Annotated in this window: 21 protein-coding genes and 2 pseudogenes; 19 read left to right on the top strand and 4 right to left on the bottom strand. The window is 61.3% G+C overall.

Annotation, left to right across the window (positions count from 1 at the left end):
- The 4 genes and pseudogenes from sdhB to ilvD all read left to right on the top strand — a co-directional run.
- Nucleotides 1-77 (top strand): annotated as a pseudogene (sdhB, locus tag NCT05_RS28565) (succinate dehydrogenase iron-sulfur subunit); the annotation flags it as partial.
- 190 nt (nucleotides 78-267) lie between these two features.
- Nucleotides 268-690 (top strand): nuclear transport factor 2 family protein, encoded by a 423-nt coding sequence (locus NCT05_RS28560; protein ID WP_008347086.1) that lies wholly within the window; start codon nucleotides 268-270, stop codon nucleotides 688-690.
- A gap of 1 nt (nucleotide 691) precedes the next feature.
- A complete protein-coding gene (locus NCT05_RS28555) occupies nucleotides 692-1,324 on the top strand; it encodes a TetR/AcrR family transcriptional regulator (protein WP_008347084.1) in 633 nt (210 codons plus the stop codon).
- Nucleotides 1,325-1,430: 106 nt separating this feature from the next.
- Complete coding sequence (gene ilvD / locus NCT05_RS28550; protein ID WP_250503743.1) at nucleotides 1,431-3,290, top strand: dihydroxy-acid dehydratase; 1,860 nt, start codon at nucleotides 1,431-1,433, stop codon at nucleotides 3,288-3,290.
- Between the two features lie 54 nt (nucleotides 3,291-3,344).
- On the opposite strand, the gene NCT05_RS28545 is transcribed toward ilvD, so the two are convergent.
- Nucleotides 3,345-4,217, bottom strand: a complete 873-nt coding sequence (locus NCT05_RS28545) for an NAD(P)-dependent oxidoreductase (protein ID WP_250503742.1) — start codon at nucleotides 4,215-4,217, stop codon at nucleotides 3,345-3,347.
- A gap of 41 nt (nucleotides 4,218-4,258) precedes the next feature.
- A complete protein-coding gene (locus tag NCT05_RS28540; protein ID WP_250503741.1) occupies nucleotides 4,259-5,587 on the bottom strand; it encodes an MFS transporter in 1,329 nt (442 codons plus the stop codon).
- 503 nt (nucleotides 5,588-6,090) lie between these two features.
- On the opposite strand from NCT05_RS28540, the gene NCT05_RS28535 reads away from it, so the two are divergent.
- From NCT05_RS28535 to NCT05_RS28480, 12 genes are all read left to right on the top strand, one after another.
- Complete coding sequence (locus NCT05_RS28535) at nucleotides 6,091-7,053, top strand: phage late control D family protein (RefSeq protein WP_250503740.1); 963 nt, start codon at nucleotides 6,091-6,093, stop codon at nucleotides 7,051-7,053.
- Complete coding sequence (locus NCT05_RS28530) at nucleotides 6,987-7,337, top strand: type VI secretion system Vgr family protein (protein WP_250503739.1); 351 nt, start codon at nucleotides 6,987-6,989, stop codon at nucleotides 7,335-7,337. The genes NCT05_RS28535 and NCT05_RS28530 overlap by 67 nt, the downstream gene beginning before the upstream one ends.
- A 67-nt stretch (nucleotides 7,338-7,404) precedes the next feature.
- The gene (locus NCT05_RS28525; RefSeq protein ID WP_250503738.1) at nucleotides 7,405-8,178 is read left to right on the top strand and encodes a hypothetical protein; all 774 of its coding nucleotides are present in this window, start codon (nucleotides 7,405-7,407) and stop codon (nucleotides 8,176-8,178) included.
- 429 nt (nucleotides 8,179-8,607) lie between these two features.
- Nucleotides 8,608-9,273 (top strand): hypothetical protein, encoded by a 666-nt coding sequence (locus tag NCT05_RS28520; protein WP_008347074.1) that lies wholly within the window; start codon nucleotides 8,608-8,610, stop codon nucleotides 9,271-9,273.
- 1,129 nt (nucleotides 9,274-10,402) lie between these two features.
- Nucleotides 10,403-10,663 (top strand): PAAR domain-containing protein, encoded by a 261-nt coding sequence (locus tag NCT05_RS28515; RefSeq protein ID WP_250503737.1) that lies wholly within the window; start codon nucleotides 10,403-10,405, stop codon nucleotides 10,661-10,663.
- A gap of 3 nt (nucleotides 10,664-10,666) precedes the next feature.
- Nucleotides 10,667-11,983, top strand: coding sequence for a KPHS_23130 family T6SS system protein (locus tag NCT05_RS28510; protein WP_250503736.1), 1,317 nt, complete (start codon nucleotides 10,667-10,669; stop codon nucleotides 11,981-11,983).
- Complete coding sequence (locus NCT05_RS28505) at nucleotides 11,970-15,485, top strand: ImcF-related family protein (protein ID WP_250503735.1); 3,516 nt, start codon at nucleotides 11,970-11,972, stop codon at nucleotides 15,483-15,485. The genes NCT05_RS28510 and NCT05_RS28505 overlap by 14 nt, the downstream gene beginning before the upstream one ends.
- The gene (tssF, locus tag NCT05_RS28500) at nucleotides 15,482-17,341 is read left to right on the top strand and encodes a type VI secretion system baseplate subunit TssF (protein ID WP_250503734.1); all 1,860 of its coding nucleotides are present in this window, start codon (nucleotides 15,482-15,484) and stop codon (nucleotides 17,339-17,341) included. Before NCT05_RS28505 ends, tssF begins: the two co-directional genes overlap by 4 nt.
- Nucleotides 17,342-17,440: 99 nt before the next feature.
- The gene (locus NCT05_RS28495; RefSeq protein WP_250503733.1) at nucleotides 17,441-18,361 is read left to right on the top strand and encodes a LysR family transcriptional regulator; all 921 of its coding nucleotides are present in this window, start codon (nucleotides 17,441-17,443) and stop codon (nucleotides 18,359-18,361) included.
- A 112-nt stretch (nucleotides 18,362-18,473) separates the two neighbouring features.
- A complete protein-coding gene (locus NCT05_RS28490) occupies nucleotides 18,474-19,577 on the top strand; it encodes a tartrate dehydrogenase (protein ID WP_250503732.1) in 1,104 nt (367 codons plus the stop codon).
- Between the two features lie 2 nt (nucleotides 19,578-19,579).
- The gene (locus NCT05_RS28485; protein ID WP_250503731.1) at nucleotides 19,580-21,028 is read left to right on the top strand and encodes an aldehyde dehydrogenase family protein; all 1,449 of its coding nucleotides are present in this window, start codon (nucleotides 19,580-19,582) and stop codon (nucleotides 21,026-21,028) included.
- Nucleotides 21,029-21,051: 23 nt separating this feature from the next.
- The gene (locus NCT05_RS28480) at nucleotides 21,052-21,882 is read left to right on the top strand and encodes a Rossmann-like and DUF2520 domain-containing protein (protein ID WP_250503730.1); all 831 of its coding nucleotides are present in this window, start codon (nucleotides 21,052-21,054) and stop codon (nucleotides 21,880-21,882) included.
- A gap of 9 nt (nucleotides 21,883-21,891) precedes the next feature.
- Here the strand turns inward: NCT05_RS28480 and NCT05_RS28475 are convergent.
- Nucleotides 21,892-22,017 (bottom strand): annotated as a pseudogene (locus NCT05_RS28475) (short-chain dehydrogenase/reductase); the annotation flags it as partial.
- A 491-nt stretch (nucleotides 22,018-22,508) separates the two neighbouring features.
- Here NCT05_RS28475 and NCT05_RS28465 point away from each other — a divergent pair.
- Entirely contained in the window at nucleotides 22,509-22,874 is a 366-nt protein-coding gene (locus NCT05_RS28465; RefSeq protein ID WP_250437445.1) for a BON domain-containing protein, read from the top strand.
- 33 nt (nucleotides 22,875-22,907) lie between these two features.
- On the top strand, nucleotides 22,908-24,506 hold the full coding sequence (locus NCT05_RS28460) for an MFS transporter (protein ID WP_250503729.1): 1,599 nt from the start codon (nucleotides 22,908-22,910) through the stop codon (nucleotides 24,504-24,506).
- A 29-nt stretch (nucleotides 24,507-24,535) separates the two neighbouring features.
- Here NCT05_RS28460 and NCT05_RS28455 read toward each other — a convergent pair whose 3' ends face one another.
- On the bottom strand, nucleotides 24,536-24,898 hold the full coding sequence (locus NCT05_RS28455) for an NUDIX hydrolase (protein ID WP_250441551.1): 363 nt from the start codon (nucleotides 24,896-24,898) through the stop codon (nucleotides 24,536-24,538).
- A 187-nt stretch (nucleotides 24,899-25,085) separates the two neighbouring features.
- Here NCT05_RS28455 and NCT05_RS28450 point away from each other — a divergent pair, with 187 nt between their 5' ends.
- Nucleotides 25,086-25,898, top strand: a complete 813-nt coding sequence (locus tag NCT05_RS28450; protein ID WP_008347044.1) for a CHAD domain-containing protein — start codon at nucleotides 25,086-25,088, stop codon at nucleotides 25,896-25,898.
- The last annotated feature ends 9 nt before the right edge of the window (nucleotides 25,899-25,907 follow it).

The raw sequence follows: 25,907 nt of genomic DNA, 5'->3' as shown, positions 1-25,907 counted from the left end.
ACGTGTGCCCGAAGGGGCTCAACCCGACCAAGGCGATCGGCAAGATCAAGGAATTGATGGTGCGACGGGCGGTTTGATCCCCGCACCGTAAGGAAAAAAAGCGCAGTCTCGAAAGAGGCTGCGCTTTTTTTTATCTGCGATATGCGCCGATGCATTGAAGTGATTGCATAGCTAACCATCTCGCACCAGACGATATTTCAATCTTGTAATGAGACTGTCGTCTCACTAGAATGAATTGGAAAGCGTGACCCGTGCAAGGAGGCAATCATGACGCTGACTGCTGTCGAGATGGACCGCAAGATCGAAGAGCATTTCGGTTTTGAACGAAGCGACGATGTCGAAGGCGTGCTCGCCACGCTCACCGACGATGTCGAGCACGATGTCGTTGGCTGGCCTGCCGGTCCGGCGCACGGACGCGAGCGCGCGCGGCCGTTCTACGAAGCGTTGTTTGCCGATCTGTCGGAGAGCCGGGTCGAGTGCTTGCGCCGTCTGTATGGCGACGGCTTTGTCATCGACGAGTCGTTGTGGCGCGGCAAGGCGCCGGGCCGGCCGTTCGGGCTCGAAGGCCGTGGGCGTCCGCTGGAATTTCGCATGCTGCATGTCGTCGAATTCAGCGAAAGCGGACAGATTCGCCGTGAAAACGTGTGGGTCGATCTCGCGGCGATCATCGGTCAGTTGCCGCAGGCTTGATATGGCGAAGTCCGAACCGAAGACCCGCGGCAATCAGAAGCAGCGCACGCGCAAGGATCTGCTGAAGGCGGCATCGGCGCTGATGAAGCAAGGGCGCAAGCCCGGGCTGGAAGAGGTTGCGGCAGAAGCGCTCGTGTCGCGTGCGACGGCGTATCGGCATTTCCCGAGCATCGATGCGCTCTTGCTCGAAGCATCGCTCGATGTCGACACGCCCGTTGCGAGCCAGCTATTTTCGGCGCGCGCATCGGCCGACCCGGTCGCGAGATTGTTGCGTGTCGACGCCGCGCTCAACGACATGATTCTTGCGAACGAAGCACCGTTGCGCATGATGCTCGCGCATTCGCTGGAGCGGGCGGCGAAGGGCGAATCGCAGGACGACATGCCGCTGCGGCAGAATCGCCGCACACCGTTGATCGAGTCCGCGCTCGAACCCGCGCAAGACGAGTTCAGTCCCGCCGCGCTCGACACGCTCACGCAGGCGCTCGCGCTCGTCATCGGCACGGAGGCGATGATCGTCTGCAAGGACGTGCTGCAACTCGACGACGCACGCGCGCGCAAGGTCAGACGCTGGGCGATTCGCGCGCTGGTGCAGGCGGCGCGTCGAAGCGGAATGGACGAAGCAGGTATGGGATAATCCCAAAACTCGCGCCCACCCGACCCAAAAGGTCGCGGATGCCGCGCGCAAGGGCCCTCACCCCTCGTGGCCCGCTTTCATTCGCGACATTCCAACCGCAACCACGATGCCCACATACCGTTCCAAAACCTCCACCGCCGGACGCAACATGGCGGGCGCGCGCTCCCTCTGGCGCGCCACCGGCATGAAAGACGAAGATTTCTCGAAGCCGATCATCGCCGTCGTCAACTCGTTCACCCAGTTCGTGCCGGGGCACGTTCATCTGAAAGACCTGGGCCAGCTCGTCGCGCGTGAGATCGAAGCCGCGGGCGGCGTGGCGAAGGAGTTCAACACGATCGCGGTCGACGACGGCATCGCGATGGGTCACGACGGCATGCTGTACTCGCTGCCGAGCCGCGACATCATCGCGGATTCGGTCGAATACATGGTCAACGCGCATTGCGCCGACGCCATGGTCTGCATCTCGAACTGCGACAAGATCACGCCGGGCATGTTGATGGCCGCGATGCGCCTGAACATTCCCGTCATTTTCGTTTCGGGCGGCCCGATGGAAGCGGGCAAGACGCGCCTCGCGAATCCGAAGACGAAGGCCATCGAACTGAAGAAGCTCGATCTCGTCGATGCGATGGTGATCGCCGCCGACCAGTCGTATTCCGATGCGGAAGTCGCCGAAGTCGAGCGCTCCGCGTGCCCGACATGCGGCTCGTGCTCGGGCATGTTCACGGCCAACTCGATGAACTGCCTCACCGAAGCGCTCGGTCTCTCGCTGCCCGGCAACGGCACCGTCGTCGCGACGCACGCCGACCGCGAGCAGTTGTTCAAGCGCGCGGGACGCGGCATCGTCGAACTGGCGCGCCGTTATTACGAGCAGGAAGAGGCGCGCGTGCTGCCGCGCTCGGTCGGCTTCAAGGCGTTCGAGAACGCGATGACGCTCGATATCGCGATGGGCGGCTCGACCAACACCATTCTTCACTTGCTGGCGATCGCGCGCGAAGCCGAGATCGACTTCACGATGAAGGACATCGATCGTCTGTCGCGCACCGTGCCGCAGCTGTGCAAGGTCGCGCCGAACACGAACAAGTATCACATCGAAGACGTGCATCGCGCGGGCGGCATCATGGCGATCCTCGGCGAACTGGATCGCGCGGGCAAGCTGCATACCGACGTGCCGACCGTGCACGCGCCGACGCTGAAAGACGCGCTCGCGCAATGGGACGTCAAGCTCACCGACGACGAAGCCGTCAAGACGTTCTACATGGCAGGTCCCGCAGGCGTGCCGACGCAAGTCGCGTTCAGCCAGAACACGCGCTGGCCGAGCCTCGATACGGATCGCGCCGAAGGCTGCATTCGCTCGTACGAGCACGCGTTCTCGAAGGAAGGCGGCCTTGCGGTGCTGACGGGCAACATCGCGCTGGATGGCTGCGTCGTGAAGACGGCGGGCGTCGATGAAAGCATTCTCGTGTTCGAAGGCACGGCGCACGTCACCGAGTCGCAGGACGAAGCCGTCGAGAACATCCTCAATGACAAGGTGAAGGCGGGCGATGTCGTCATCGTTCGATACGAAGGTCCGAAGGGCGGGCCCGGCATGCAGGAAATGCTGTACCCGACGAGCTACATCAAGTCGAAGGGTCTCGGCAAGGCATGCGCGCTGCTGACGGACGGACGTTTCTCGGGCGGCACATCGGGCCTGTCGATCGGTCATTGCTCGCCGGAAGCGGCGGCGGGCGGCGCGATCGGCCTTGTGCGCGACGGCGACAAGATTCGCATCGACATTCCGAATCGCACGATCGACGTGCTGCTCTCCGACGATGAACTCGCGCGCCGTCGCGAAGAGCAGAACGCGAAGGGCTGGAAGCCCGCGAAGCAGCGTCCGCGCAAGGTGTCGGCTGCGCTGAAGGCGTATGCGAAGCTGGTGATGTCGGCGGACAAGGGCGCGGTGCGCGACTTGTCCTTGCTCGGCGATTGAGGCTTTAAAGCGCCAGGGAAAGCCGCTCGATGAGCGGCTTTTTTTATCGCAACTTCAATCGCCCAGCAACCTCGGCAACTCCAGCAAAGTACGATGCGCGCCGCCTTGCTCGACCGCATCCGCATACGTCGCGCGCACGGCGCCGGCGATCGCATCGACGGCGTTGTTGTCGCCGGCCATCGTCACGTAGTAGCCGAGATCCTTCAACGCATTGGACATGTGAAACGGCATGCCCGACGGATCGCCGTCGATAAGCGACGGACGCAGCCGCTCGAGCGCCGCGCCACCACCGCCGCCTTTCGCGAGGACATCGACGAAAGTCTGCGCATCGACGCCCGCGCGTTTCGCGCAGGCCGCCGCTTCCGAGATCAGCGCGATCGTGCCGAGCGACACGAAGTTGTGCAGCAGCTTCATGCTGTGTCCCGCGCCCACATCGCCGACGAGCGTCACGTTCTCCGCATAGGTACGCAGCAACGGCTCGATGCGCGCGAACAGCTCGGCCGAAGCGCCGACCAGCAGATTCAGCCGCCCTTCATGCGCTTCCTTCGCGGTGCGCGTCATGGGCGCATCGACGAAGAGGCCGCCCGCTTCCTTCACGAGCGCCGCCATGCGCTGCGTCGATGCGGGCACCGCCGTCGAGCAGTCGATGACGATCGCGCCCGGCTGCAATCCCGCGAGCACGCCATCGGGCGCGGTCAGTACCGCTTCGACTTCGGGCGAGCCCGTCACGCACAGAATGACGATGCCCGATGCGCGCGCGAGCGCCTCGCCGTTCGCGACGGTCTTCACGCCGCCCGCGAGCAATTCGTCGAGCGGCTGATTGCCGGGATGCTCGACGACCGTCAGCGGATAACCATGCTTCATCACGTTACGCGCGATGCCGTGCCCCATCAGGCCGACACCGATCATGCCGATGCGTTGCTTCATGCTGTGTCTCTCTTCATGTTGTCGTGTAAGTTTGAAAATGCTCAGCGGTTCACGAGGCGCTTCGGCAGCAGCATCGTGAGAACGATGCCGAGCGCGAGGCAGCCGACCATCGAGAAGATCGGCAGCGTCATGCCGCCGGAAGCCTGCTTCAGAAAGCCGACTACATATGGGCCGAAGAAGCCGCCGAGATTGCCGAACGCGCTGATCCATGCGATGCCGACCGCCGCCGCGGCCTGTCCGAGCACGGCCGTCGGCATGCTCCAGAAGAGCGGCGGAAACGACAGCAATCCCGCATTCGCGATGCACAGCGCGATCATGCCGAGCCATAGGTTGTCATGCCAGAGCACCGACAGCGACAAGCCCACCGCGCCCATCAGCAGCAGCGCCGCGACATGCAAGCGCCGCTCGCCGCGCTTGTCCGCGCTGCGGCCGAACATGACCATCACGACGACCGCGACCGCGTTCGGCAATGCGGCGAGTGCGCCGATCGCGAAGTCGCCGGAGATGCCCATCGACTTGATCATCGTCGGGGCCCAGAAGGTGTAGCCGTAGATGCCGAAGACATCGAGAAAATAGATGAGGCAGAACGCCCACACGAGCGCGCTGGTGAAGAGGCCCTTGTGATTCGATTGCGCCGTTACCGCGCGATCCTCGGCGAGCACGCGCGACAACAACGCGCGATCCGTTTCGCTGAAACGCGGGCTTTGGGTGACGTCGTCGTCGAGTCCCTTCCATGTATAGACCGCCGCGAGAAACGCGGGCAATGCCTCGACGATGAAGATCCACTTCCAGCCTGGCAACTGCATGAGACCATCGAAGTACTGCATGATGAAGCCCGTCAGCGGCGAACCGATGAGACCCGCCAGCGCGAGCGCCGCATAGAACATGCTGAGGATGCGCGCGCGGCGGTTGCGCGGAAACGACTGGCCGATATAGAAGACGATCGCCGGAATGAAGCCCGCTTCCGCGACGCCGAGCAGGCAGCGCATCACATAGAACTGCATGGGCGTGGAGACGAAGGCCGTGAGGCCCGACACGATGGCCCACGACAGAATGATGCGCGTGATCCATCGGCGCGCGCCGACGCGTTGCAGGATGATGTTGCTCGGCACTTCGAAGACCACATAGCCGAGAAAGAAGATGCCCGCGCCGAAGCCGAACACGGCATCGGAGAAACCGAGTTGCTGCGCCATCTGCAGCTTCGCGAAGCTCACATTCACGCGATCGATGTACGACGTGATGTACGCGAACATCAGGATCGGCAGGATTTGCAGCGCGAGGCGGCGAAAGATCCGGTCCGCGGTGGCCGCATCGTGTGACGCAGCGGGCGATGCCGCACCTTGCGGCATGTTGGTCGCATCGATTTCCACGTCTGTCTCCGTATTTGTTTTTGCGTCCCTGCTCGCGCGGGACGCGGCGGGACAGAAGAAATGTAGCGGCTGCTGAGCGCGAGTGATATGCGAAATCGTTGAAGCGGGCTTTCGAATAGTTCGAACACGGGGTGGAGGGCGGGGCGGGATTTGATCAGGGTTTTCCTGTATGGCCCCGCGACGCAGCGAGTGTTCGCTCTGGACAGCGAGTTGAAAGATTGTGCGATCTGGCTTCCTCACACCGATCGGACCGGTGAGAAGAGTTGAATTTTCTCTCGATTCTTCAAGTCTGCTGCTCAAAGGCAATTTCTCATTCTTTCAATCACGCGCTTCGATCTCATGGTATGGGCGATGTCCGAATTCTGATTTCTTTAATCAATAGGTCGTGAATGTCAAACAAATACCGATCAGCCGGTTGACCTATTTGTAATGCAATCCTAAATTCATCGGTCCAAAGAAAAACGATTAATGCTTGAGTTGGTTGAACAGAATAAGGATCGCGTATGAATGCTGTGACGAAAAATCTGACCGACGCGCTGCGCCATCCGAGTGCGCGCCTTACGCAGATTTTGAACGTGTGGATCGGCACGCTGGATCTCGATCTGGATGTTCTGAAATTCAAAGTAAAAGCGGGCCTGTGCGAGGACTATAAGGTCGATGTGACGGTGACCTCGCCGCAGCTCGACATCGACGGCAAGACCGTGGTCGGGCGACGTGCAGGGCTGCAGATCGACGAGCGGGTGGCCGTGCCCTCGGTCGACTACGTCGCGCCTGTCAATCACGAGGCCGCGACGTTCAATGGCGTCGTCACCCGATGCAAACGCATCCGGACAAACCGGGACGAGGCCACTTATAAAATCCGCATCGAGCCAAGGTTCGCCGCCCTTTGCAAGCAAGTGCAGAAATCGGATGTCTTCAGGGACGTGACGTTTCAGGAACTGGTCACGCAACTGCTGATCGACCGGACGAACTTCGACGCCTTCGATGTCGAGTTCCATCTGGAAGGCGCGCAGGAGAAGATGGAACAGATCGTGATGTACGAGGAGTCCGTGTGGGACATGACCACTCGTCACGCGAAACGAAAAGGCATTGCGTGGTTCTATAAACAGGCGCGCGGCCAGGACGGGCAACTGGACACATTGGTGTTCACGGACAATCCGCGCGGTTACGTGCGCTCAATCGACATACCGCTGATGCCGGATTCTCGTCGTATCAAGGCGGCTTTCATTCGCCCTTGCTTCCGTCCACGGAAGTTCTGCTCTCGGGCGCGCATGCTGACATCGATCGCCTACACATTTCCGGCGCGTTGCATGACTATTCGCATCCTGACTTGGTGCGGGGCACGGATTCCTTGTTCAGTTACGCCATCTGGCGCTCGCCGCTGCTCGGCGCGGAAGTCGTGTTCAACGATCTGCAAGGTAAGGAAAGTGCGCGCATCGCCACGGTGTACCGCCAGTCGGCGGTGAACCAGGGCTATCTGCTCAACAGTAAGAAGCTTCCTCGCGGAGAGGGCTTCGAAATCACGACGCAGGCGTGGGGCACGATGCGCGCGGCGAAAGGACTGTTTCTCTCGGCGGACGCGGCCGCCGGAGTCGACACGCCGCACCTCGAAATGCCCGCGGCAATACAGCAGTTGAAGGCCGCACTGCAACGTGTGACGGATCTGGCGACGGCGACCACGCAGGCGAAAGCCGATCCGGCTGTCGGACGCGGATTTTTCGGGTTTTGCCGGTTGGCAGAAGATCAGTGAGGGCAACACACCGTTTAGCGCGGATGGACTGTGCGATATCGACGCGCTGAAGAAGATCGTCAAGGGAGTGTACGAACATCAGACGCGAGAGGAGGCGGCGCTGAAGGAGGGGTACAAGAAGGAAGACGTGTTGGCTCAGTACATCAAGTCGAACGTGTCAGTACGGGAACAATTGCGCGGTTTCATCTGCGAAGCGCCGAGCGAATGGGACAACGCGCATAACGAGGATCGGTATCGCAAGCTGAAGGACGAAGGTGAGTTCTATCACGGCAACGATGCAGGTTACGCGGCGTTTTTGAAATTGTTGAAGTCGTTTCAGTTCTGGGACAAGACGGGGTTGCCCGCGGGACAGAAGCTTTGGTCTTTTCATCCGTTGGAATTTGTTCGCCATTTCAGAAAGTGTGGGTGGCTGAGCCTTGATGAACTCACCCAGCTTCTCCCACGTCGCTATGGATTAAATCGTGCGGGAGCTACTCTCAGTTGGGAGACGGCTCGCGGGCGTCTGAACGGCGGAACGATTTCGCACACAGATCTTTGCAACGCATTTCGAAAGTATCAATTTTCAACAGCGGAACGCCAGGTCGCCTTTTTATCGCAGGCCTATATTGAGACCGGACTAATGAGAACCGCTCGTGAGGATGGGCAAGGTCGCGGGACATCTGGGAATGTGCAGTATTACCAAGCGTTTTATGGCCGCGGTCTGATGCAGCTTACGTGGCCGACGCTATATGATGACTATGGGAAGTTTCGCGCGTTTGCGCCGAACACTTCGGGTCAGTACACAGACCGAAGAATTACGCAAACGTCAAATCACTATTGGGTCGGGCCCACCGACTGTTGATTCTCAAGGGCATACGCACCGTGATACGAGACGATGGTATCCGCGCTATGACCCTGAGCTCCTAGTCTCTATAGGTTCAAATGCTTGCGACAGCGCTGGCTTCTTTTGGGTCTGGAAGCATTTTATGGGAACCACTAACATTTTGCGTATTGCTGATGCAGGAATTACCACTGAGACAGTAGGGAGAATGTCGATTCTGGTGAACGGAGGTGGAAATGGCTACGACGATCGGCAGCAATACGCTGCATATCTTCTTCGATATCGCGGCGATACGACAGACACGTCGACGAGTGCGACGCTGACATACGCAAGACAGAAAATTGTTTCTCGTCCGCGACAAACGCCGACTTGGGGACAATCAGCGACGATATCGCAAGTGTACGTGGACTTCACCCCACAACGCCCCGCTTGAAGAGAGGACATTGAACTATGAAGCGCCTCGCCACTTTGTTGTTGTTCGCAATGCTGCGAACATCCTTTTCCTATGCCAAGTCGGAGGCCGTGGAGATCGGTCCGCTGCCGCCAGTTCAAAACGCTTCTCCAATGCTGAGGAAGTCGCTCCATGCACTGAGAATGCGTGTTGAGGCTGATGCGAAAGATTGTTTAGATGCGGCAAAAGGAATGGAATCTCTCGGGAAATACAATGCTACATTGAAGAAGGTTATTGATGTAAATAAGGTAGTCATTTTGGAGGTTTCAGGAACTATGATATGTGACGGAATACACTCGTCGTCGTATCAATACGCGGTTGCGCTAGAAAAGGAAACCGGAAGACGGCTTGATTTGAATCTTATCTACAACATTGCGACTCGGCAGGATGATCGTCTTTTCCTTCGCCCAGAACTCGTCGATGCGGCTAGGACTAGCTACAGACAGGCGAACAAGAATAATCGAGCGTGCCTTGATGAAACAGATTGGGAAGTCGAACTGGCGAATCTCCCAATCACGTTCTCGCCACTGCAAGATGGTTCTATGATTCTTTACTATGCGTCGTCAGATGTCTCTGCGGCATGCTTTCCCGCTTTACGCCTCGCGCCGGGCGCGTTCTCGAAATTCCGGGACGCTAGTCGAGCTTCTCAATACAGACTGCCGTGAGCAAGCGGTGACGACTGTCGCTTTGTTTAAAGATGGCGGTTTCTCGAGAATGGAATGTGACGGGAGGATTGAGCGACAGGCATATTCTGCGTTCCCCGAGCGGATCCTGTTTGACTTGGCAGGAGCGGGCGCGGAAAAAAAATCAATACCCCGGGAAAGGAGAGGTACTTCAGCCAATCGTTCACAAATTGTGCCGCCGCCGTCAATTATACGGGGGCGACCGGAAAGAGCGCACCCACATGAACGGGCTCGTGGATCGTTCGACATCTTTCGTGAACGCGTTAACCACATTGGCGGATGTCGCCGTTTCCAGAGGTCCGAACGGGGAGGATGTGATGCCGCGGGTAATCTGGTTAGTAAAGTGGATCCAAGCGTGCGGGAAACTCTTGATATGATTAGAGAGAATTGCCGGTATAGAATCGGCCAATCGCTCGCGGGGCAGATTACGTCTTGAAAATATAATATCAGTGAGGATGTGCTCTCTACGGTCTTTTCTCTGGATATACAGGTGAATCGACGACCTATCAAAGCGGAACTCTCGTTTAACTGTAGAATTCCGCGTACCCCGTCGGGCTACGAACCTGAGCCCACCTCTGCAACAACGGCGCGCGATGAAATATATCAGGAAGATTCCGGTGGGCGATACTACAGACACGTTGTATGGCAAAGAGAATATGGAGGGGTTGGCTGGGTTGGAACAATAGCCTACGTAGATTCGCTGTATGGCGACGGCACAAGGCGAGATATTCCTGAATTCTTCCTGGTATGCCCGGCGATAAGCGGGCTGACCTGTTTCGCGTTGGAAATCCGAACCGGAAGACTAAAAGAGAAAGAAAGCGAGGAGATTCCACCTTTGCTTCATGATGTCATAGTTGAAACAAGTCGACAAAGAAGCGGCCTACCCGCAGGTGGAATTGCGCGGCCTTCTCCGTGAATTGTGGTTGAATCTTAGAAATTCATGTTCCGGTGGCTGGTGGATGCCGCAATAGTGGAAGGCATGCTGCCGTGAAAAAATTTGCCTTAATTGGCCATACCCTTAGGACGCTATATTGGATATCGGTCGTGACTCCATTTGGACACGCCTGAAGCGTCCGCAACTATCATATTCCGAACAACCGGACAAACAGTAATGAAATCCCCCATCCGCGAATACGACAAGCTCGAGCACGGCGGCGAAGTCACGAGCGGCTCACCCTTCACCATGTTCATGGGTCGCCGACTCGCCCGCGTCGGCGATAGCGCCCAATGCGACCTGCACGGCAACACCATGATCGCCGAGGGCGACACGCGCTTTCCCGATCGCGACGGCCAACCCTACGCGATGCATCACCACCGCTGCGCGTGCGGTTGCCGCCTGATCTCGTCCTTGCCCAACGTGAACTTCGCCTGACGCATGCCCGTCGATTTATCCGAGGCCGGCGAGCCTTATTCCTATCCTGCACACGGCCCGCGACTGCTGCCGTGGCTCGGGATCTGGCTCGCATGTGGCGCGCTGGGCGTACCGCTGGCATTGCTCGCCTGGCCTGCGAGTGAAGCAGCGAGCGGTCCGTCATTCTGGCTCGCCGTGCTCGGCGTGCCGAATTTCGCGTTCCTTGCGCTGCTGTCGATCGCTCGCATTGGCTATGAAGCGCTATGGAGTCACGCCCACAATCGTAACCGGGCCAGAATGAAGCGGCTGGCTGAGCGGCTGCGCATCGCACAAAAGCCTTTGCAAGTGCTGGGCGCGGGTTATTGCCTGCCTTCAGTTACATTGAATCTGCCGGACGCCGTCGCGGCAAAGACGCCGTTCTTCAAATCGCAAAGCCCGCGTAGTGGAGTGGGCAACGTGCTCCATAACCGCTTCGATGACGAATCGTGGTCAGATGATCCGACATCATTCGCGACGACACCAGAAGATGACGACCACGATCAGCCAGACACTCAAACACCTGAAGCCACGCGCCGAATCGCCACAGTCGTGTTGAAACTGGTCGCTGCGCTCGAACCGCTGGTGCCTGCGCTGCAGGCCTTGTCGCAATACGGACATCAATATGCGCCGCTTGTACGTGTGCTGGCGCCGTCCGAAGGCGCCGACAAAGCTAAACAGCACGCAGTCGATGCATTGCGTCTGTCCGGTCTGCCGGCGCTCGACTGCGTGGCCGTCCCGGACCCGCAAGGTTTAATGGTGGCTGACGGATGGCTCGACACCCGCGAACGCCGCGCGCTGCTGATCCTCGCCTACGCCTGGCACGACACCGACCCGCCCGAGCGAAGCAGCGAGGCCGCCGTGGCGGTGCTTCTGAACGCGGGCTTCTATCAACTGCCGGAATCCGTGCAGGCACTCGCGACGTTGCATCGTCCGATCGAAGATCAAGCCGACGTCGCCACGCTTCGCGACCTCGCGCTCAATGCGGCGCTCTGGGGCAAGACCGATGCGAGCAACATCACTCACGCCTGGCTCACGCGCCTGAACGCCGAGCACGACCGCACGCTGCTCGATGAACTCAAGCGCGCCGGGTTTGCGGGCATCGCCACGCACGAAACACACCGGCGACCCGATCGCATCGTCGGTGACGCTGGCGCCGCGACGCCGTGGCTTTGCATCGCAGCGGCCATCGAATCCGGCGAAGCCGGCCCGCATTTGATCCTCGACCGGGCGCAGGCTGCCATCCTCTACGTTCAACCTACCGTATCGCATGACAACCCCGAGCAGCAATTTGAACGCGCTTGACTCGCAAATATCCAAACGCACGGACTCCGGCTTTCTCAAGATCTGGGGCTTTACATTGGCCGCTATGCTCGTCGCCGTGGCGTCGGCCGCGGTGGCGTGGTGGGGTCGCCCCGACTTCACGCACTTGACCACCCTCGAGATGCGTGTGTCCGCGCTGCTCAAAATCCTGGGCGTACTCATCATCGCGCTGGGCGCGCACTTCGCTGCCATCCTGTTCGGTCTCTATGAGAAAGTGATGGCGCGCCTCGACGGATTGAGCAGCGAAAAGCAGTCCGCGACGATCCAGCGCGACGCGCGCCTGCAATATTTGCGCGATGAACTGCGCACATCGTTTGGTTGGCGCTGGCGTCGCGCGATACCGTGGCTCATGCTCACTGGCGACGATGCCCTCATCGACGCGGTAGCTCCGGACCTCAAACAGACCGCCGTGTTGCGCACGGGTGAGATCGTGCTGGTGCACGCCGCGCCGAACGGCATCGATGCGCAAACGTGGCGTCATCAGCTTCGCCGTATGTGTCGCGCGCATCCGATCGATGCCGTTATCCCTGTGTTGCGAACAAGCGAGCAATCGCCCTCCGACGATGAACTGCCCCGCACGCTGTCGAACCTCGCGCGCGATCTCGGTTGGGCCGCGCCGGTCGTCTTTCTGCATGCCGTCGAAGCGAGCGGCATGCATCAGAACGATTTTCGTCCTGTCGGTGCATTCATATTTGCTTCACAACGCGCCGATGCACGGGTCGCGACCGACGAACTGAATCGGCAACTGAACGTACTCGAAGAGATGACGGCCCACGCGAGCATCATGCTATGCGCTCGCCCGAAGCCGATTGTCTGGCTCGCGCAGGTCTCTCAATACCTCACCGCGCATCGCGAACGCGTGCTGACGACATGGCGGGCACATTCGATATCGAAATGGCGGCGCGCGCCGCTCGCGGGCATGATGTTCGCGCCGGTATTCGCCGGGCCAGTTGTGCCGACACCCGTGCCAGCCGATCATGACGATGTCGCCAAAGATGCCGCCGAGCGCGCTAGACAGCACGCCGGGGCATCACGTGAGCAGCCTCGCGCGCTGCAATCGATCTGGCCGGAAATCGTCGCGCACATGAAGAAGCACGACGGTCGCCGTGTCGGCTTTTACTGGCCCAACGCGCTCGCTGCTTTGGTGTTGGTGACGGCGATCGGCTGGTGCGTGACGATGAGCGTGTCATTCATCGGCAATCGTTCCATCATGAACGATGCGCAATCAGCAAGCGACGCCGCGCTCGCAGCAAAGCCAGGCACCGCGGCGGCGTTGCGCGCGCAACTCGCGCTGCAACAGAGAATCGACACGCTTGAATATCGTCAGCAGCACGGCGCGCCGTGGTATCTGCGCGCGGGCCTGAACCACAACGATGACATCCTCGCCGCGCTGTGGCCGTCTTACGCCATCGTGTCGGCGCGCAATCTACGCGATCCGGCCGCGCATCGACTTGAAGCAACGCTAGCCCAACTCGCGCAGTCCCGCGCCGACGCGCTGCCCAGCAACGAAGAGCAGCAGCGGGACTACAACGCGCTGAAGACTTATTTGATGCTCGCGCAACCGCAGCACGCCGATGCCGCGTATCTGACCAAGCGACTGCCCACAGCGTGGCCGGTTGTGACGGACATGAGCACAGGCGAATGGCTCGATACGTCGCAGCACTTGTCGTCGTTCTACGCGTCGCATTTGCGCGCGCATCCGGAGTGGCGCTTGAACGCATCGAACGATCTGACCATCGCCGCGCGCAACATGCTCGTCAACCAGATCGGCCTGCAGAATTCCGACGACACGCTTTACCAATCCGTGCTCGAACAGGCCAAGGGAAAGTACGCGGACATCACGCTGGCATCGCTCATCAACGGCGCGGATGCGCGTGGTCTCTTCACGACCAGCCAGACCGTCTCCGGCATCTACACGCGCGCTGCATGGGACGGCATGATCGGCGATGCAATCGACAAGGCGGCGAAGGAAGGGCGCGTCGCCGCCGACTGGGTGCTCGCCGATGAACGCGCGGCCCGCATACCGGGTGCGGCGCTCGAAGCGCAACAGGACATCGAAGAAGCGAAGCGGCGCTTGCATGCGCGCTATTTCGCGGATTACACCGCCGCATGGCAGGCGATGCTCAATAGCATCCAGTGGCGCAGCGCATCGAATCTGAGCGATGCAATCAGTCAGTTGACGCGTCTGACGGATGCGCAAACGTCACCGCTGATCGCGCTGATGAAGGCAGTCGAATATCAGGCGCAGGCGGGCCGTGCGTCGCAAGCGCTGACCGATACGCTCGTGCGCAAGGCGCAGGATCTGATCGCTAACAAGACCGGCGTTGCAGCCGCGCCGGAAATCAATCCGCTTGATAAACCCTTCGGTCCGCTGCTCGCGCTCATGGGCGACGATGTGGTGACTGGCCACGGCAAGTCCAGCACGAAATCGAAGAACGCGGCGGACTTCAGCGGCGTGAGTCTCGCGCACTTTTTGACCGTAGCGACAACGATGCGCCTGAAGTTGCAGCAGATCGCGACCAGCGCGGACGCACAGGCGATGTCCCGTCAGATGGCGCAAGCCGTGTTTCAGGGCAAACTCTCGGAACTCACTCAAGCGCGCGACGATGCAGCATTGACCGCCGCGAGCCTCGGCTCGCAGTGGTCGGGCTTCGGCGATGCGCTCTTCGCCAAACCGCTCGATGTGGCATGGCAAACGATCCTTCAGCCCGCAGCAGCGAGCCTGAACGACGCATGGCGAGCGTCAGTCGCGGCGCCGTTCGCGAGCGCCTTCGACGGTCACTATCCATTCGCCGACACCGCATCCGACGCCTCATTCGTCGAGCTCGGCCGCTACATCAAGCCGGAGACGGGTCTGATCGCGCGCTTCGTCACGACGCAACTCGCGGGCATGCTGCAACCGCAGGGCAACGCGTGGACCCCGAACGAACTCGCGCCGCAAGCGCTGCAATTCGATCCGGAGTTTTTATCGGCGCTGCGTCAATTGTCGACGCTCGGCGCGCAGCTGTATGCACGAGGCGATGCGAGCTACCGCATCCAGATCATGGCAACCCCGACGCCAGAAGTCGTGCGCAGCATCCTCACGGTCGATCAGACGAAGATCGAGTATTTCAATCAACGTGAATCGTTCACGCCGATCGTCTGGCCGGGAAATGGTCGCGACGGGCAGGCGATGCTGACGTGGGAATCGCTGACTGCCGGGACGCGCGTCGCGTTCAGTGCCGTCGGTGACTGGGCATTCCTTCGATTGCTGGGCACGGCGAACATCAAGCCGCTCGACAGCACGAACTACGCGCTGACACTCAATCACGACAATGACTATCCGCTGCATTACGTGATGAAGACGCAGGTCGGCGCGGGACCGCTCGATCTGCTCAAGCTGCGCGGCTTCAAGATGCCGCAGCGTGTCTTCATCGCCGGCAAGAGCGCTGTGTACGCGGGCGCGCCGTCGTTGCCGCCCTTGCCAGCGGAGATACAGCCGTGACCGCGCCGTGGAAGCGTTCCGCGCTGGAACACGAGAATCCGTTCGTGAAGTACTTCGATGCGGAGATGCGCTACTTGCGCGCGGCATCGGCGGAGTTCGCTCAAGCACATCCCGACGCCGCGCGTCGCCTGGACATGCGTTATGGCGACGTGGGCGACAGCGCGCGCGCGACCTTCGAAGGCTTTGCGCTGCTCACGGCGCGTCTACGTATGAAGCTCGATGACGGCGCTCCGGAATTCACGGAAACGCTGATCGACAACCTGTACGAACATGCGGCGCGCGCGATTCCATCGCTGTCGATCATCGAATGCACGCCGATTGGTCGCGGAGTTGCTTCGGCAACGCAGATTCCCGCGGGGGCCGCCGTGCGGTCGACGCCTGTCGGTCCGGATCAGGTCAAGTGTCTCTATCGGACGACGCAGACGGTGAAGTTGTTGCCACTTTCGGTCGAAGATGCAGAGATCGCGGTCCGCGATGGCGGACGCACCGTGATTCGCCTTACGTTCCGGTTGTGGCTTGGCGAGCAACGCGAGGCGGTTGATTTGTCGCGCATCCGTCTTTACTTGCACGGCGACCGGCCTGCCGCCTCCGCGCTGTACGCGGCGCTGACGCGCCAAGTCGAATCGATCAGCCTGCGCCTGCCTACAGTGCGCGATGGCGAGTTGCAACCGCTCGAAGACGTGCGCTTCGAAGCGGCAGGCTTTGGTCCGTCCGCGCGGCTGTGGCCGGTCACGGAGCCCGAGCGTGACCGCGGGCTGGATCGCGAACAGACGCTGTTGGAATACTTCGTGTTCCCGCAGAAATTCAACTTCGTCGATCTATGCGGCTTCGATGCGTCGATGCTGCCGATGGGTGAATCGCAAATGACCTTCGAGATCGAACTGAACGCTCGCGTGCCTGGCGACTATCCGGTCAGTCGCGACAGCTTTCGTCTCTTCTGCACGCCCGTGATCAATCTGTTCGAAGTGGACGCGTTGCCGCTGCGGCCGACAGACCGGCATGACCGCGAGCATCGCGTACGTTTGCAGCAGGAGGTGGCGGGGCACGTCGAGCCGTATCACGTGCTCGCGGTGACGGCGGCCGATCCGGAAGACAGCGCGCGCCACGCCTACGGCGCATTCACGAGCTTCCGCCATCGCGGCTGGACGCTGCGCTACGAGAAGCCTGAGCGGTATTTCCATACCTCGATGCGCTTTGGCGTAACCGGCCGCGAACTCTGGGTGACGCTTTCCGGTTCGCTCTGGGAGCGCTTCCATGCGGATGCCCGACACGATGAGAATCGTCCAAAGCCGGACGGCTACCTGACGGTTCGCGCGCTCGCGAACAACGGACGCCTGCCGCGCATGGCGCTGTCCGAGGCGACGATCAACGAGACCGTGTCGGGTTTTACCGGCATCGCTTCCGTGCGCAATCTGACAGCGCCGACTTTGCCGCTCTATCCTCCGCGCTATCACCCGGAGTACGACTGGCGCGTGCTCGGGCACTACACGGCAGGCGGCGCGAATGAGTTGAACATGTTGGGGATGGGCGGCGCGGTGGTGCTCCGTGAGGCGCTGGAGCTCTACGACTGGTCACACGACGAAAGCATCGCGCGACGCATCGATGCGATTCGAGACGTGCGGCTGTCCGAGCATGAAAGCGTGGGAAAGGGGCATATGCGCTTCGAGATTCGCGTTCACGTCCGGCTCGATGCGAGTGCGTTTGACGGACCCGGCGATGCGACGCTCTTCGGCGATGTGCTGAGCCGCTTCGTTGGCCGCTATGCAAGCTTCCATCACGCGACGCGGCTCGTGCTGAATATCGACGGCAAGGACACGCTTTTTCCGCTCATGGAATTCGAGGGTGCGCCTTTCTAATAGCCGCATCGCTCAGGGTTTTCCTGTATCCCTCCACGCCACAGCAACCCCAACCCAATGCCATACTCCCCGGAATAAACTTCCACGGAGCATCCGGTTTTGTTCGATCTCACGTCGCTGGCTCTCTTTCTGCGCGCCGTCGAAATGGGCAGCCTGTCCAAGGCGGCGCAGCAATCGCATATGTCGCTATCGACGGCGAGCCGGCGCATCGCGCTGCTCGAACATCACTTTCGCGTGGGGCTTCTGAATCGCACGTCGGCGGGTGTCGAGCCCACGCCGGCCGGCGAAGCGCTCGCGCGTCACGCCACGGAACTGCTGCTCAGGACCGACGCGATCTATAGCGAGCTATCCGATTACACGAAAGGCTCCGTCGGCCGCGTGCGCGTGTTCGCCAATATCTCCGCGATCAGCCAGGACTTGCCCGATCATCTGCGTGCGTTCTCCCAGCGCTATCAGGACATCAAGCTGCATATCAGCGAATTGCGCAGCATGGACATTCTTCAGGCGCTGCGCGAAGGGCGCGCGGATGTCGGCGTGGTGACGTCGCAGAGCGGCATGGAAGGCATTCGCCTCGCGCCATATTGCACGGATCGCATCAGCGTCGTCGTGCCCGAAGATCACGTTCTGCAAGGCGATCAGATCGATTTCGCCGCGCTGCTCGAGCACGATATCGTCGGTCTGGACGATAAGGCCGAAGTCACGCGCATGCTCGTCAAGGAAGCCGCGCTCGCGGGCCGCACGATCCGCTTTCGCGTACAGGTGCAGAGCTTCGAAGGCATGTGCAGGCTGATCGCAGCGGGGCAGGGCGTCGGCGTGTTGCCCGAAGGCGCGGTGCGGCTCTTTCGCGAACCCATGCGTCTGCGCTTCATTCGCCTGACGAATCCGTGGGCCGAGCGCGTGATGTCGGTCGGCATACGCGTGGGCGCGGCGCCTTTGCCCGCGCGCAGGCTCTTCGATTATCTGAGCGGACTCGCGCCCGCATCGCTCGTCGCGCCCGGCGGGGAACGCGCCGCAAGCTGAGCCCTTGCGGATATTCGAAGACTCCCGTTTCCGGATTCGCACTTCCGCAGCAACAACGCCTCCGCTAGATTTCCCCTCAGATCAAACGTCGAAAACGAGGAGACAGAGCGCAATGGCAACGACACATCACATCGCCGTCATTCCGGGCGATGGCATCGGCAAGGAAGTCATGGTCGAAGGGCTGCGCGTGCTGAAGGCCGCCGCCGCGCGCTACGACATCGTGCTCGATTTCGACGAGTTCGCATCATGGTGCACCGAGCATTACGTCCAGCACGGCACGATGATGCCCGTCGACTGGGACAAGCAGATCGGCAAGCACGACGCGATCTTCTTCGGCGCGGTCGGCACGCCCGACATCGTGCCGGACCATACGGCGGTGTGGGAATCGATCATCAGGATTCGCCGCGAGTTCGATCAATACGTGAACCTGCGTCCCGTGCGGCTGATGCCCGGCGTGCCTTCGCCGCTCGCCAATCGCAAGCCCGGCGACATCGACTTTCTGGTCGTGCGCGAGAACACCGAAGGCGAGTATTCGTCGGTCGGCGGACGCATGTTTGAAGGCACCGAGCGCGAGTTCGCGACGCAGCAGGCGGTCTTCACGCGCACGGGCGTCGATCGCATTCTCGACTTCGCGTTCAAGCTCGCGCAGAGCCGTCCGAAGAAGCAGCTCACCGCCGCGACCAAATCGAACGGCATCTCCATCACGATGCCGTACTGGGACGAGCGCCTTGCCGAAGCGGCGAAGCGCTATCCGGACATCGCGATGAACAAGTTTCACATCGACATTCTGTGCGCCCATTTCGTGCAGCATCCTGACCGTTTCGATGTCGTGGTCGCGTCGAATCTCTTCGGCGACATTCTTTCCGATCTCGGTCCCGCATGCACGGGCACCATCGGCATCGCGCCTTCGGCGAACCTGAATCCCGAGCGGCGCTTTCCATCGCTCTTCGAGCCGGTACATGGATCGGCACCCGATATCGCGGGCAAGGGCATCGCCAATCCGATCGGGCAGATCTGGTCGGCCGCGCTGATGCTCCAGCATCTCGGACGCGGCGACGCGCGCTACGAAGCGGCGGCGAAGACCATCGTGTCGGCCATCGAAAGCGTGCTCGAAAACGGCCCGCGCACGCCCGACATGGGCGGCACGGCGAACACCATCGAAGTCGGCAAGGCGATCGCCGAAGCCGTCACCGAACATGCACTGATCACGGAGTAAGCATGGAATACCGTCACTTCATCGGCAACGCGTGGAAAGCGGGCGACAACGGCGAATCGCTCGATGTCATCGATCCGAGCACCGGCGAGCCGTTCGCGGCGATTGCACGCGGCAACGCCGCCGATATCGCCACGGCTGTCCACGCAGCGCGCAGCGCAATGGGCGATGCGCTCGACGGTCCGTGGGCGAAGCTCTCGCCTGTCGAGCGCTCGAACCTGCTGTTCGCCTATGCGAACGCCGTTCTCGAACACGCCGACGAACTCGCGCAACTCGAAGCGCGCGACACCGGCAAGGCGCTCAAGACCGCGCGCACCGATGCGGCCGTGCTCGCGCGCTATCTGCAGTATTACGCGGGTTGCGTCGACAAGCTGCACGGCGAAACGCTGCCCTATACGACCGGCTTTACGGTGCTGACGGTACGCGAGCCGATCGGCGTGACGGGCCACATCATTCCGTGGAATTACCCGATGCAGATCTACGGCCGCAGCGTCGGCGCGTCGCTCGCGGCGGGCAATGCGTGCGTCGTGAAGCCCGCGGAGGACGCGAGCCTGTCGATCCTGCGGCTCGCAGAAATCGCCGCCGACGTCGGCTTTCCGGCTGGCGCGATCAACGTCGTCACCGGACTCGGCAGCGAGGCGGGCGCGGCGCTGTCGGCGAACGAAGGCATCGGTCATATCTCGTTCACCGGCTCGACCGCGACGGGCGCGCTCGTCGGACGCACGGCGGCGGAACGTCATTGCCCGAGCGTGCTCGAACTCGGCGGCAAGTCACCGCAACTCGTTTTCGACGATGCCGATCTCGACGAAGCCTTGCCCGTGATCCAGAACGCGATCGTGCAGAACGCCGGACAAACGTGTTCGGCGGGCAGCCGTCTGCTGGTTCAGCGCGGCATCTACGAAACCGTGATCGAACGTCTCGCGCAGCGTTTCGAAGCGCTGCGTTCCGGGCCGCCCGCGATGGATCTCGACATGGGTCCGCTCGTCAACGCGAAGCAACATGCGCGTGTGCGCAGCATCGTCGAGCAGGCGGAAGGCGAAGGCATACGCGTCGCGGCGCGCGGCAAGATTGTCGTGGAAGCGTCGCGCAATGGCTTCTTCCAGGAAGCGGTGCTGTTTCGCGACGTGCCGCCGCAAAGCCGGCTCGCGCAGGAGGAAGTCTTCGGCCCGGTGCTCGCGGTAATGCCCTTCGACGACGAAGCCGAAGCCGTGAAGCTCGCCAATGGCACGAACTACGGTCTCGTCGCGGGCGTGTGGACGCGCGACGGTTCGCGCGGCCTGCGACTCGCGCGCAAGCTGCAGGCGGGCCAGGTGTTCATCAACAACTATGGCGCGGGCGGCGGCGTCGAGTTGCCGTTCGGCGGCGTGAAGGCGAGCGGGCATGGACGCGAGAAGGGCTTCGAAGCGCTGTACGGCTTCACGAGCCTGAAGACCATCGCGATCAGGCACGGCTGAGTCTCGCGCGGGTTCACATCATCATGGCGACTCTCAACATCATCGGCGCGGGGCGGGTCGGCGCGACGCTCGGCAATCTGATCGTCGCGAACCGCGTGCTCGATATCGGCGATGTATGCGACAGCGATCTCGCGCATGCGCATGAAGCGGTCGATTTCATCGGCGCGGGCCGCGCGCTCGACGACATCGCCGCGATGCATCCCGCCGATATCTGGCTGCTCTCGGTGCCCGATGCACGCATCGCGGACGTAGCGCAAGCGCTTGCGGCGCATCGCAAGTATGATGCGCCGACGATTGCCGTGCATTGCAGCGGCGCGCTCGACGCCGACACGCTCGCGCCCTTGCGCGCGCTCGGCTGGAGCGTGGCGAGCGCGCATCCGATGCTGAGCTTCGCGAAGCCCGGCACGGCCGTGTTCCAGTTCGAAGGCACGCCATGCGGACTCGAAGGCGATCGCGCCGCCCGCGATGCATGGAGCGAGATTCTCGCGGCCATCGGCGCGCGCTGCTTCGATATCGAGCCGGGCAGCAAGGCGCTTTATCACGCGGCGGCGGTCGTCGCATCGAACTTTCTGCCGATACTCGCGGCGATGTCCGTCGAGATGTGGCAGGCGGCCGGCATTCCGCAAGCGCTCATCGAAGACATGATGCACACGCTCACGCGCAATGCCGCCACCAACGTCGTTTCGCTCGGGCCGAAGGATGCGTTGACCGGTCCGGCGGCGCGCGGCGATCGCGCGGTCGTGGAAGTGCAATCGCAGGCGATCGGCGCGTGGGACACGGTATCGCGCGATGCCTACGACGCGCTCTCGACGCTCGCCACGCGCCTCGCGCTGACGGGCAAGGTGCGAGGGTAATTGGCGCGATCAAACAGCGAAATCCGTCGAACTCGATGACTCACGCCACGCGTCCGTTTCGGCTTCGACATGCGCGTTCTTCTCCGCGATGGGCTTCAGCGTGTCGGTGACGAGCGCGAGGCGCAGCGGCGGCGTTGCGCATCGGCGAGCGTGATGAGCGGCGTGCGGTCATTGATCAGGGGATATCGCCGCAAGCCACAGCGCCTGTTGCAGAGCGTCGAACCGGCGCTTGCGATGCTCACGTCTGCCATCGCGGATGCGAAGAGCGCGAAGGAAGAGATCGCCGGGCCGTTGCGCATCAGCGCGCCGAAAGCGCTCGGTATTTTTTTCGCCGTCGCGCATATCGGCGAAGGACGTCTCGTACCCTTGCTCACGCGTCAAATGACGCAGCGCGAATCGATCTACATCTACTATCGGCATCGAACGGAGCGGCCGCTTCGCGTGCGAACGTTCATCGACTTCACGATCGCAAAGCTCGCGGGAAACGCCGATTTCTGCCTTACGCCGACGCGATTGCGCGCGCTAGCGAAATGAACGGCCCGATTCCCTGCGATATCGCGAAGCGCCGATTAGAATCCATCTTGCCTTTGCATCCTCCATTTCACGCAAGCTACCGGAGCCACGCAATGAAGATGATCAATGCGCTCAGATTTGCCGCCGTTGCATCAGCGATAGCCTTTTCCGTCAACGTATGGTCGCAGACCAGCGATGCGGGATCGACCCAGTCCGCGACGCCTTCGGCGAGCGCGGGAAGCTCCAAATCGACGGCGCGCAAAGCCAACCGCGCGCTCAGCAAGAAGGTGTCTCAGGCATTGCAGAAAGGCGGCATCGACACGAACGGCATGAATGTGATCGCCAAGAACGGCGCGATCACGCTCGCCGGTCACGCAGCCGATGGCGAGCAGATCGACCAGGCGGCGTCGATCGCGAAAGGCGTGGACGGCGTGAAGTCGGTGAAGAATGTTCTGACGATTCAGGAAGGCGGGCAGTAACACACTGCCTCTGAGCGCGCGCTCGCGCATGTCATGAACTCGTTCCTGGATGTCGGCGATCGCGAACGGCAACGCCTGCCGTTTCGCGAATCGCTGCTCGCGATGCTCGGCATCGCGTTCGTCACGATGCTCGTCGCGCTCGATCAGACCATCGTCGGGACCGCGATGCCGCGCATCGTCGCCGAACTCAAGGGCTTCGATCTGTACGCGTGGGTCGCGACGTCGTACATGCTCGCGTCCGTCATCACGATTCCGATCTTCGGGCGGCTCGGCGACCTTTACGGACGAAAGCCGTTTCTGCTCGCGGCGATCGTGCTGTTCACGCTGGCGTCGGTGCTGTGCGGATTCGCCGACAGCATGCTGTTCCTGGTAATTGCGCGCGGCGTGCAGGGCATCGGCGGCGGCATTCTGCTCGGCACGGTGTTCGCCGCCGTCGCCGATCTCTTTCCCGATCCGAAGCTGCGTCTGCGCTGGCTCGTGCTCGTCACGTCGACGTTCGGCGTCGCCAACGTGATCGGCCCGACGCTCGGCGGCATGCTCACGCAGATGCGCGGCTGGCGGCTCGTGTTTTTCGTCAACGTGCCAATCGGCATCGTCTCGCTAATGTTCGTGCTGATGTTCGTGCCGAACCTGCATCATGCGAAGACGCGTGGACGGATTCAGCTCGACTGGCTCGGCGCGTGCGTCGTCGCGGTGACGCTCGGCGCATTGCAACTGCTGATCGAACTGCTGCCGAAAGAAGGCGTCTCGCGCACGACGATCGTGCTTGCGCTCGTCACGCTCCTGTTCGGCGCGACACTGTACTTCTGGGAAAAGCGCATGGGCTATCGCGTCGTGCCCGTCGACGTGCTGATGGACCGCAAGCTCGCCGCGCTTTTCGCGATCTCCGTGCTCGGCGGCTTCGCGCTCTTCTCGATGGCCTTCTACATTCCGCTGCTGTTTCAGGGCGGCTATGGCATGTCGCCGCACGATTCGGGCATGCTCATCACGCCGCTGCTGCTCGGCACGACCGTCGGCAGCATGATCAACAACCGCATCGTCACGCGCATCCCGCGTGCGAACGTGCTGATGTATGCGGGCTTCGCGCTTTCCGTGGCCGGCTGTCTCGCGCTCGTCTCGCTCGATGGTCACGAACCGCATGCCGTCTGGATGGCGTGCATGGGCGCGAGCGGACTCGGTCTCGGGCTCGTCGCGACGAATCTCACCATCTGCTCGCAACAGATCGTCGCGCGCGAGCAGATCGGCGCGGTCACGGCGTTGCTGCAATCGCTGCGCATTTTCGGCGGCATGCTGGGCACCGCGATCACCGGCGCGCTGCTCGGGCATCTCTATGCGCAAAACGTGCATCGTCCGCTCGATTCGTATCAGGCGACGCAGTGGCTCAAATCGTTCGCGAGCCCGGACCTGCTGATCGACCGTGCGGAACAGTCTGCGCTGATCGAACGCCTCGTCGCGGCGGGCCAAGCGGCCGATGCGATGACGATGATGCACTCGGCGCGCATGGCGCTCGTCGCGTCGATTCACGTCGGGCTCGTGGTCGCCGCGATGGCGGCGTTCGTCGGCCTCTGTCTCGCGTGGTTCGTGCCTGCGGTGCGCGTCGATTATGGCGATGCGAAAGGACAAAGCGCGTGACGTTTGCCGAACGACCATGCGAAACGGTGTCAGCGTTTGCCGCCGAGCGCCTTCACAATGTGTCTCGTCGGCTCGGTGGTCGCGAGTCGTGAAATTTCCGACATATGAACCCAGCGGCAGCGAGAGATTTCATTGCTCGCGCGCGGCTTTGCGTTCTTCGGCACATCGCAGAAGAAGACGTGATGATGCTTCTGCCTTCCACGATGCTGAAACAGGAATTTCGCCGACTTGCCCGCGAGACACGTTTCTTCCTTGAGTTCGCGAAGCGCGGCGTCCGAAAGATGCTCGCCTCGCTTGAGCATGCCGCCGGGCAGCGCCCACTTGGTGCGACGTCGCGCCACCAGAAGTATCCGGTTGCCCTTCCGACAAATGACGGTGGCTCGCTTCCTCAAACCGACTCCGTTATCTATAAGCTATGTCCTGTCAACGGACCCAGTGTACCCAACCGTTTTTTCATTGTGGAGCATCCGATGACAGCGGCATTTTCCGTATTGGGCATGAAGCAAGACATGTTCCGCTCGCCCCGCGCAGCGGGTATGCATGTTGCGTAACCGGGTCATTCGGTAACAGGGAGCGATCATGGACGATCGAACGCGCATCACGGCCGAAGCCAGATTCGGCGATCTCGCGTCGCCGCTGATCGACGAGGCGATGCAGCACGCTGCCACGCTCGACGGAAACACGGACCCGGAAGTGCTTCACAAGCTGCGTGTTGCGTTGCGCAGGCTGCGCACTTTGTTCTGGGCATACCGGCCTTTGCTGGACGAAGAATTCGATACGCGTCAGCGCGCCCTGTTCAGGTATCTCGCGACATCGGCGGGCAGCGCGCGGGACTGGGACATTCTGATCGAATTGCTGCATGAACTCGATGTCGAAGGATTCGACGAAACGGTGAAGGCGCATCGGGCTAACGTGCTCGCGACGAGCATCGAAAATCTCGCCAACGCGGACATGAAGCATGTGCTGCTGAGCGGATTGAAGGAAGCGAATCATCAGCTCAACACGGGACCGCAACGCGTGCCGGTCGAACGGTTCGCGAAGAAGCGCATCGGCGCGGCGCGCAGTCAGCTGAAGAAGCGCATCAAGCGGGCGTTGCGCGCGAAACAGTCGGACTATGCTGCGTATCACGAAGTGCGCAAGGCGGGAAAGAAGGTGCGTTATCTGATCGAGTTTTTCGAGCCGGATATCCCGGCGAAACTGCGCGCCGAGGTGAAGAGCCTCAAGCGGCTTCAAAAGCGCTTCGGCGCGTTGAACGATGTCGTTGCGAGCCGCGATTTGCTTTCGAATTCACGAGGCGAATTCGCCGACGATGCCAGCGAAAAGCACGCGTTACGTGCGCTGAAGGCGGAGCAGAAACATCGCTTCAAAGCTGCGAGAAAAGCGATTCGTTGATATCGTCGT

It is taken from the genome of Caballeronia sp. AZ7_KS35 (assembly GCF_023631045.1).
Taxonomy (GTDB): Bacteria; Pseudomonadota; Gammaproteobacteria; order Burkholderiales; family Burkholderiaceae; genus Caballeronia; species Caballeronia zhejiangensis.
Note: the sequence above shows the minus strand (reverse complement) of the source record. Positions and strands in the feature narration are given on the sequence as shown.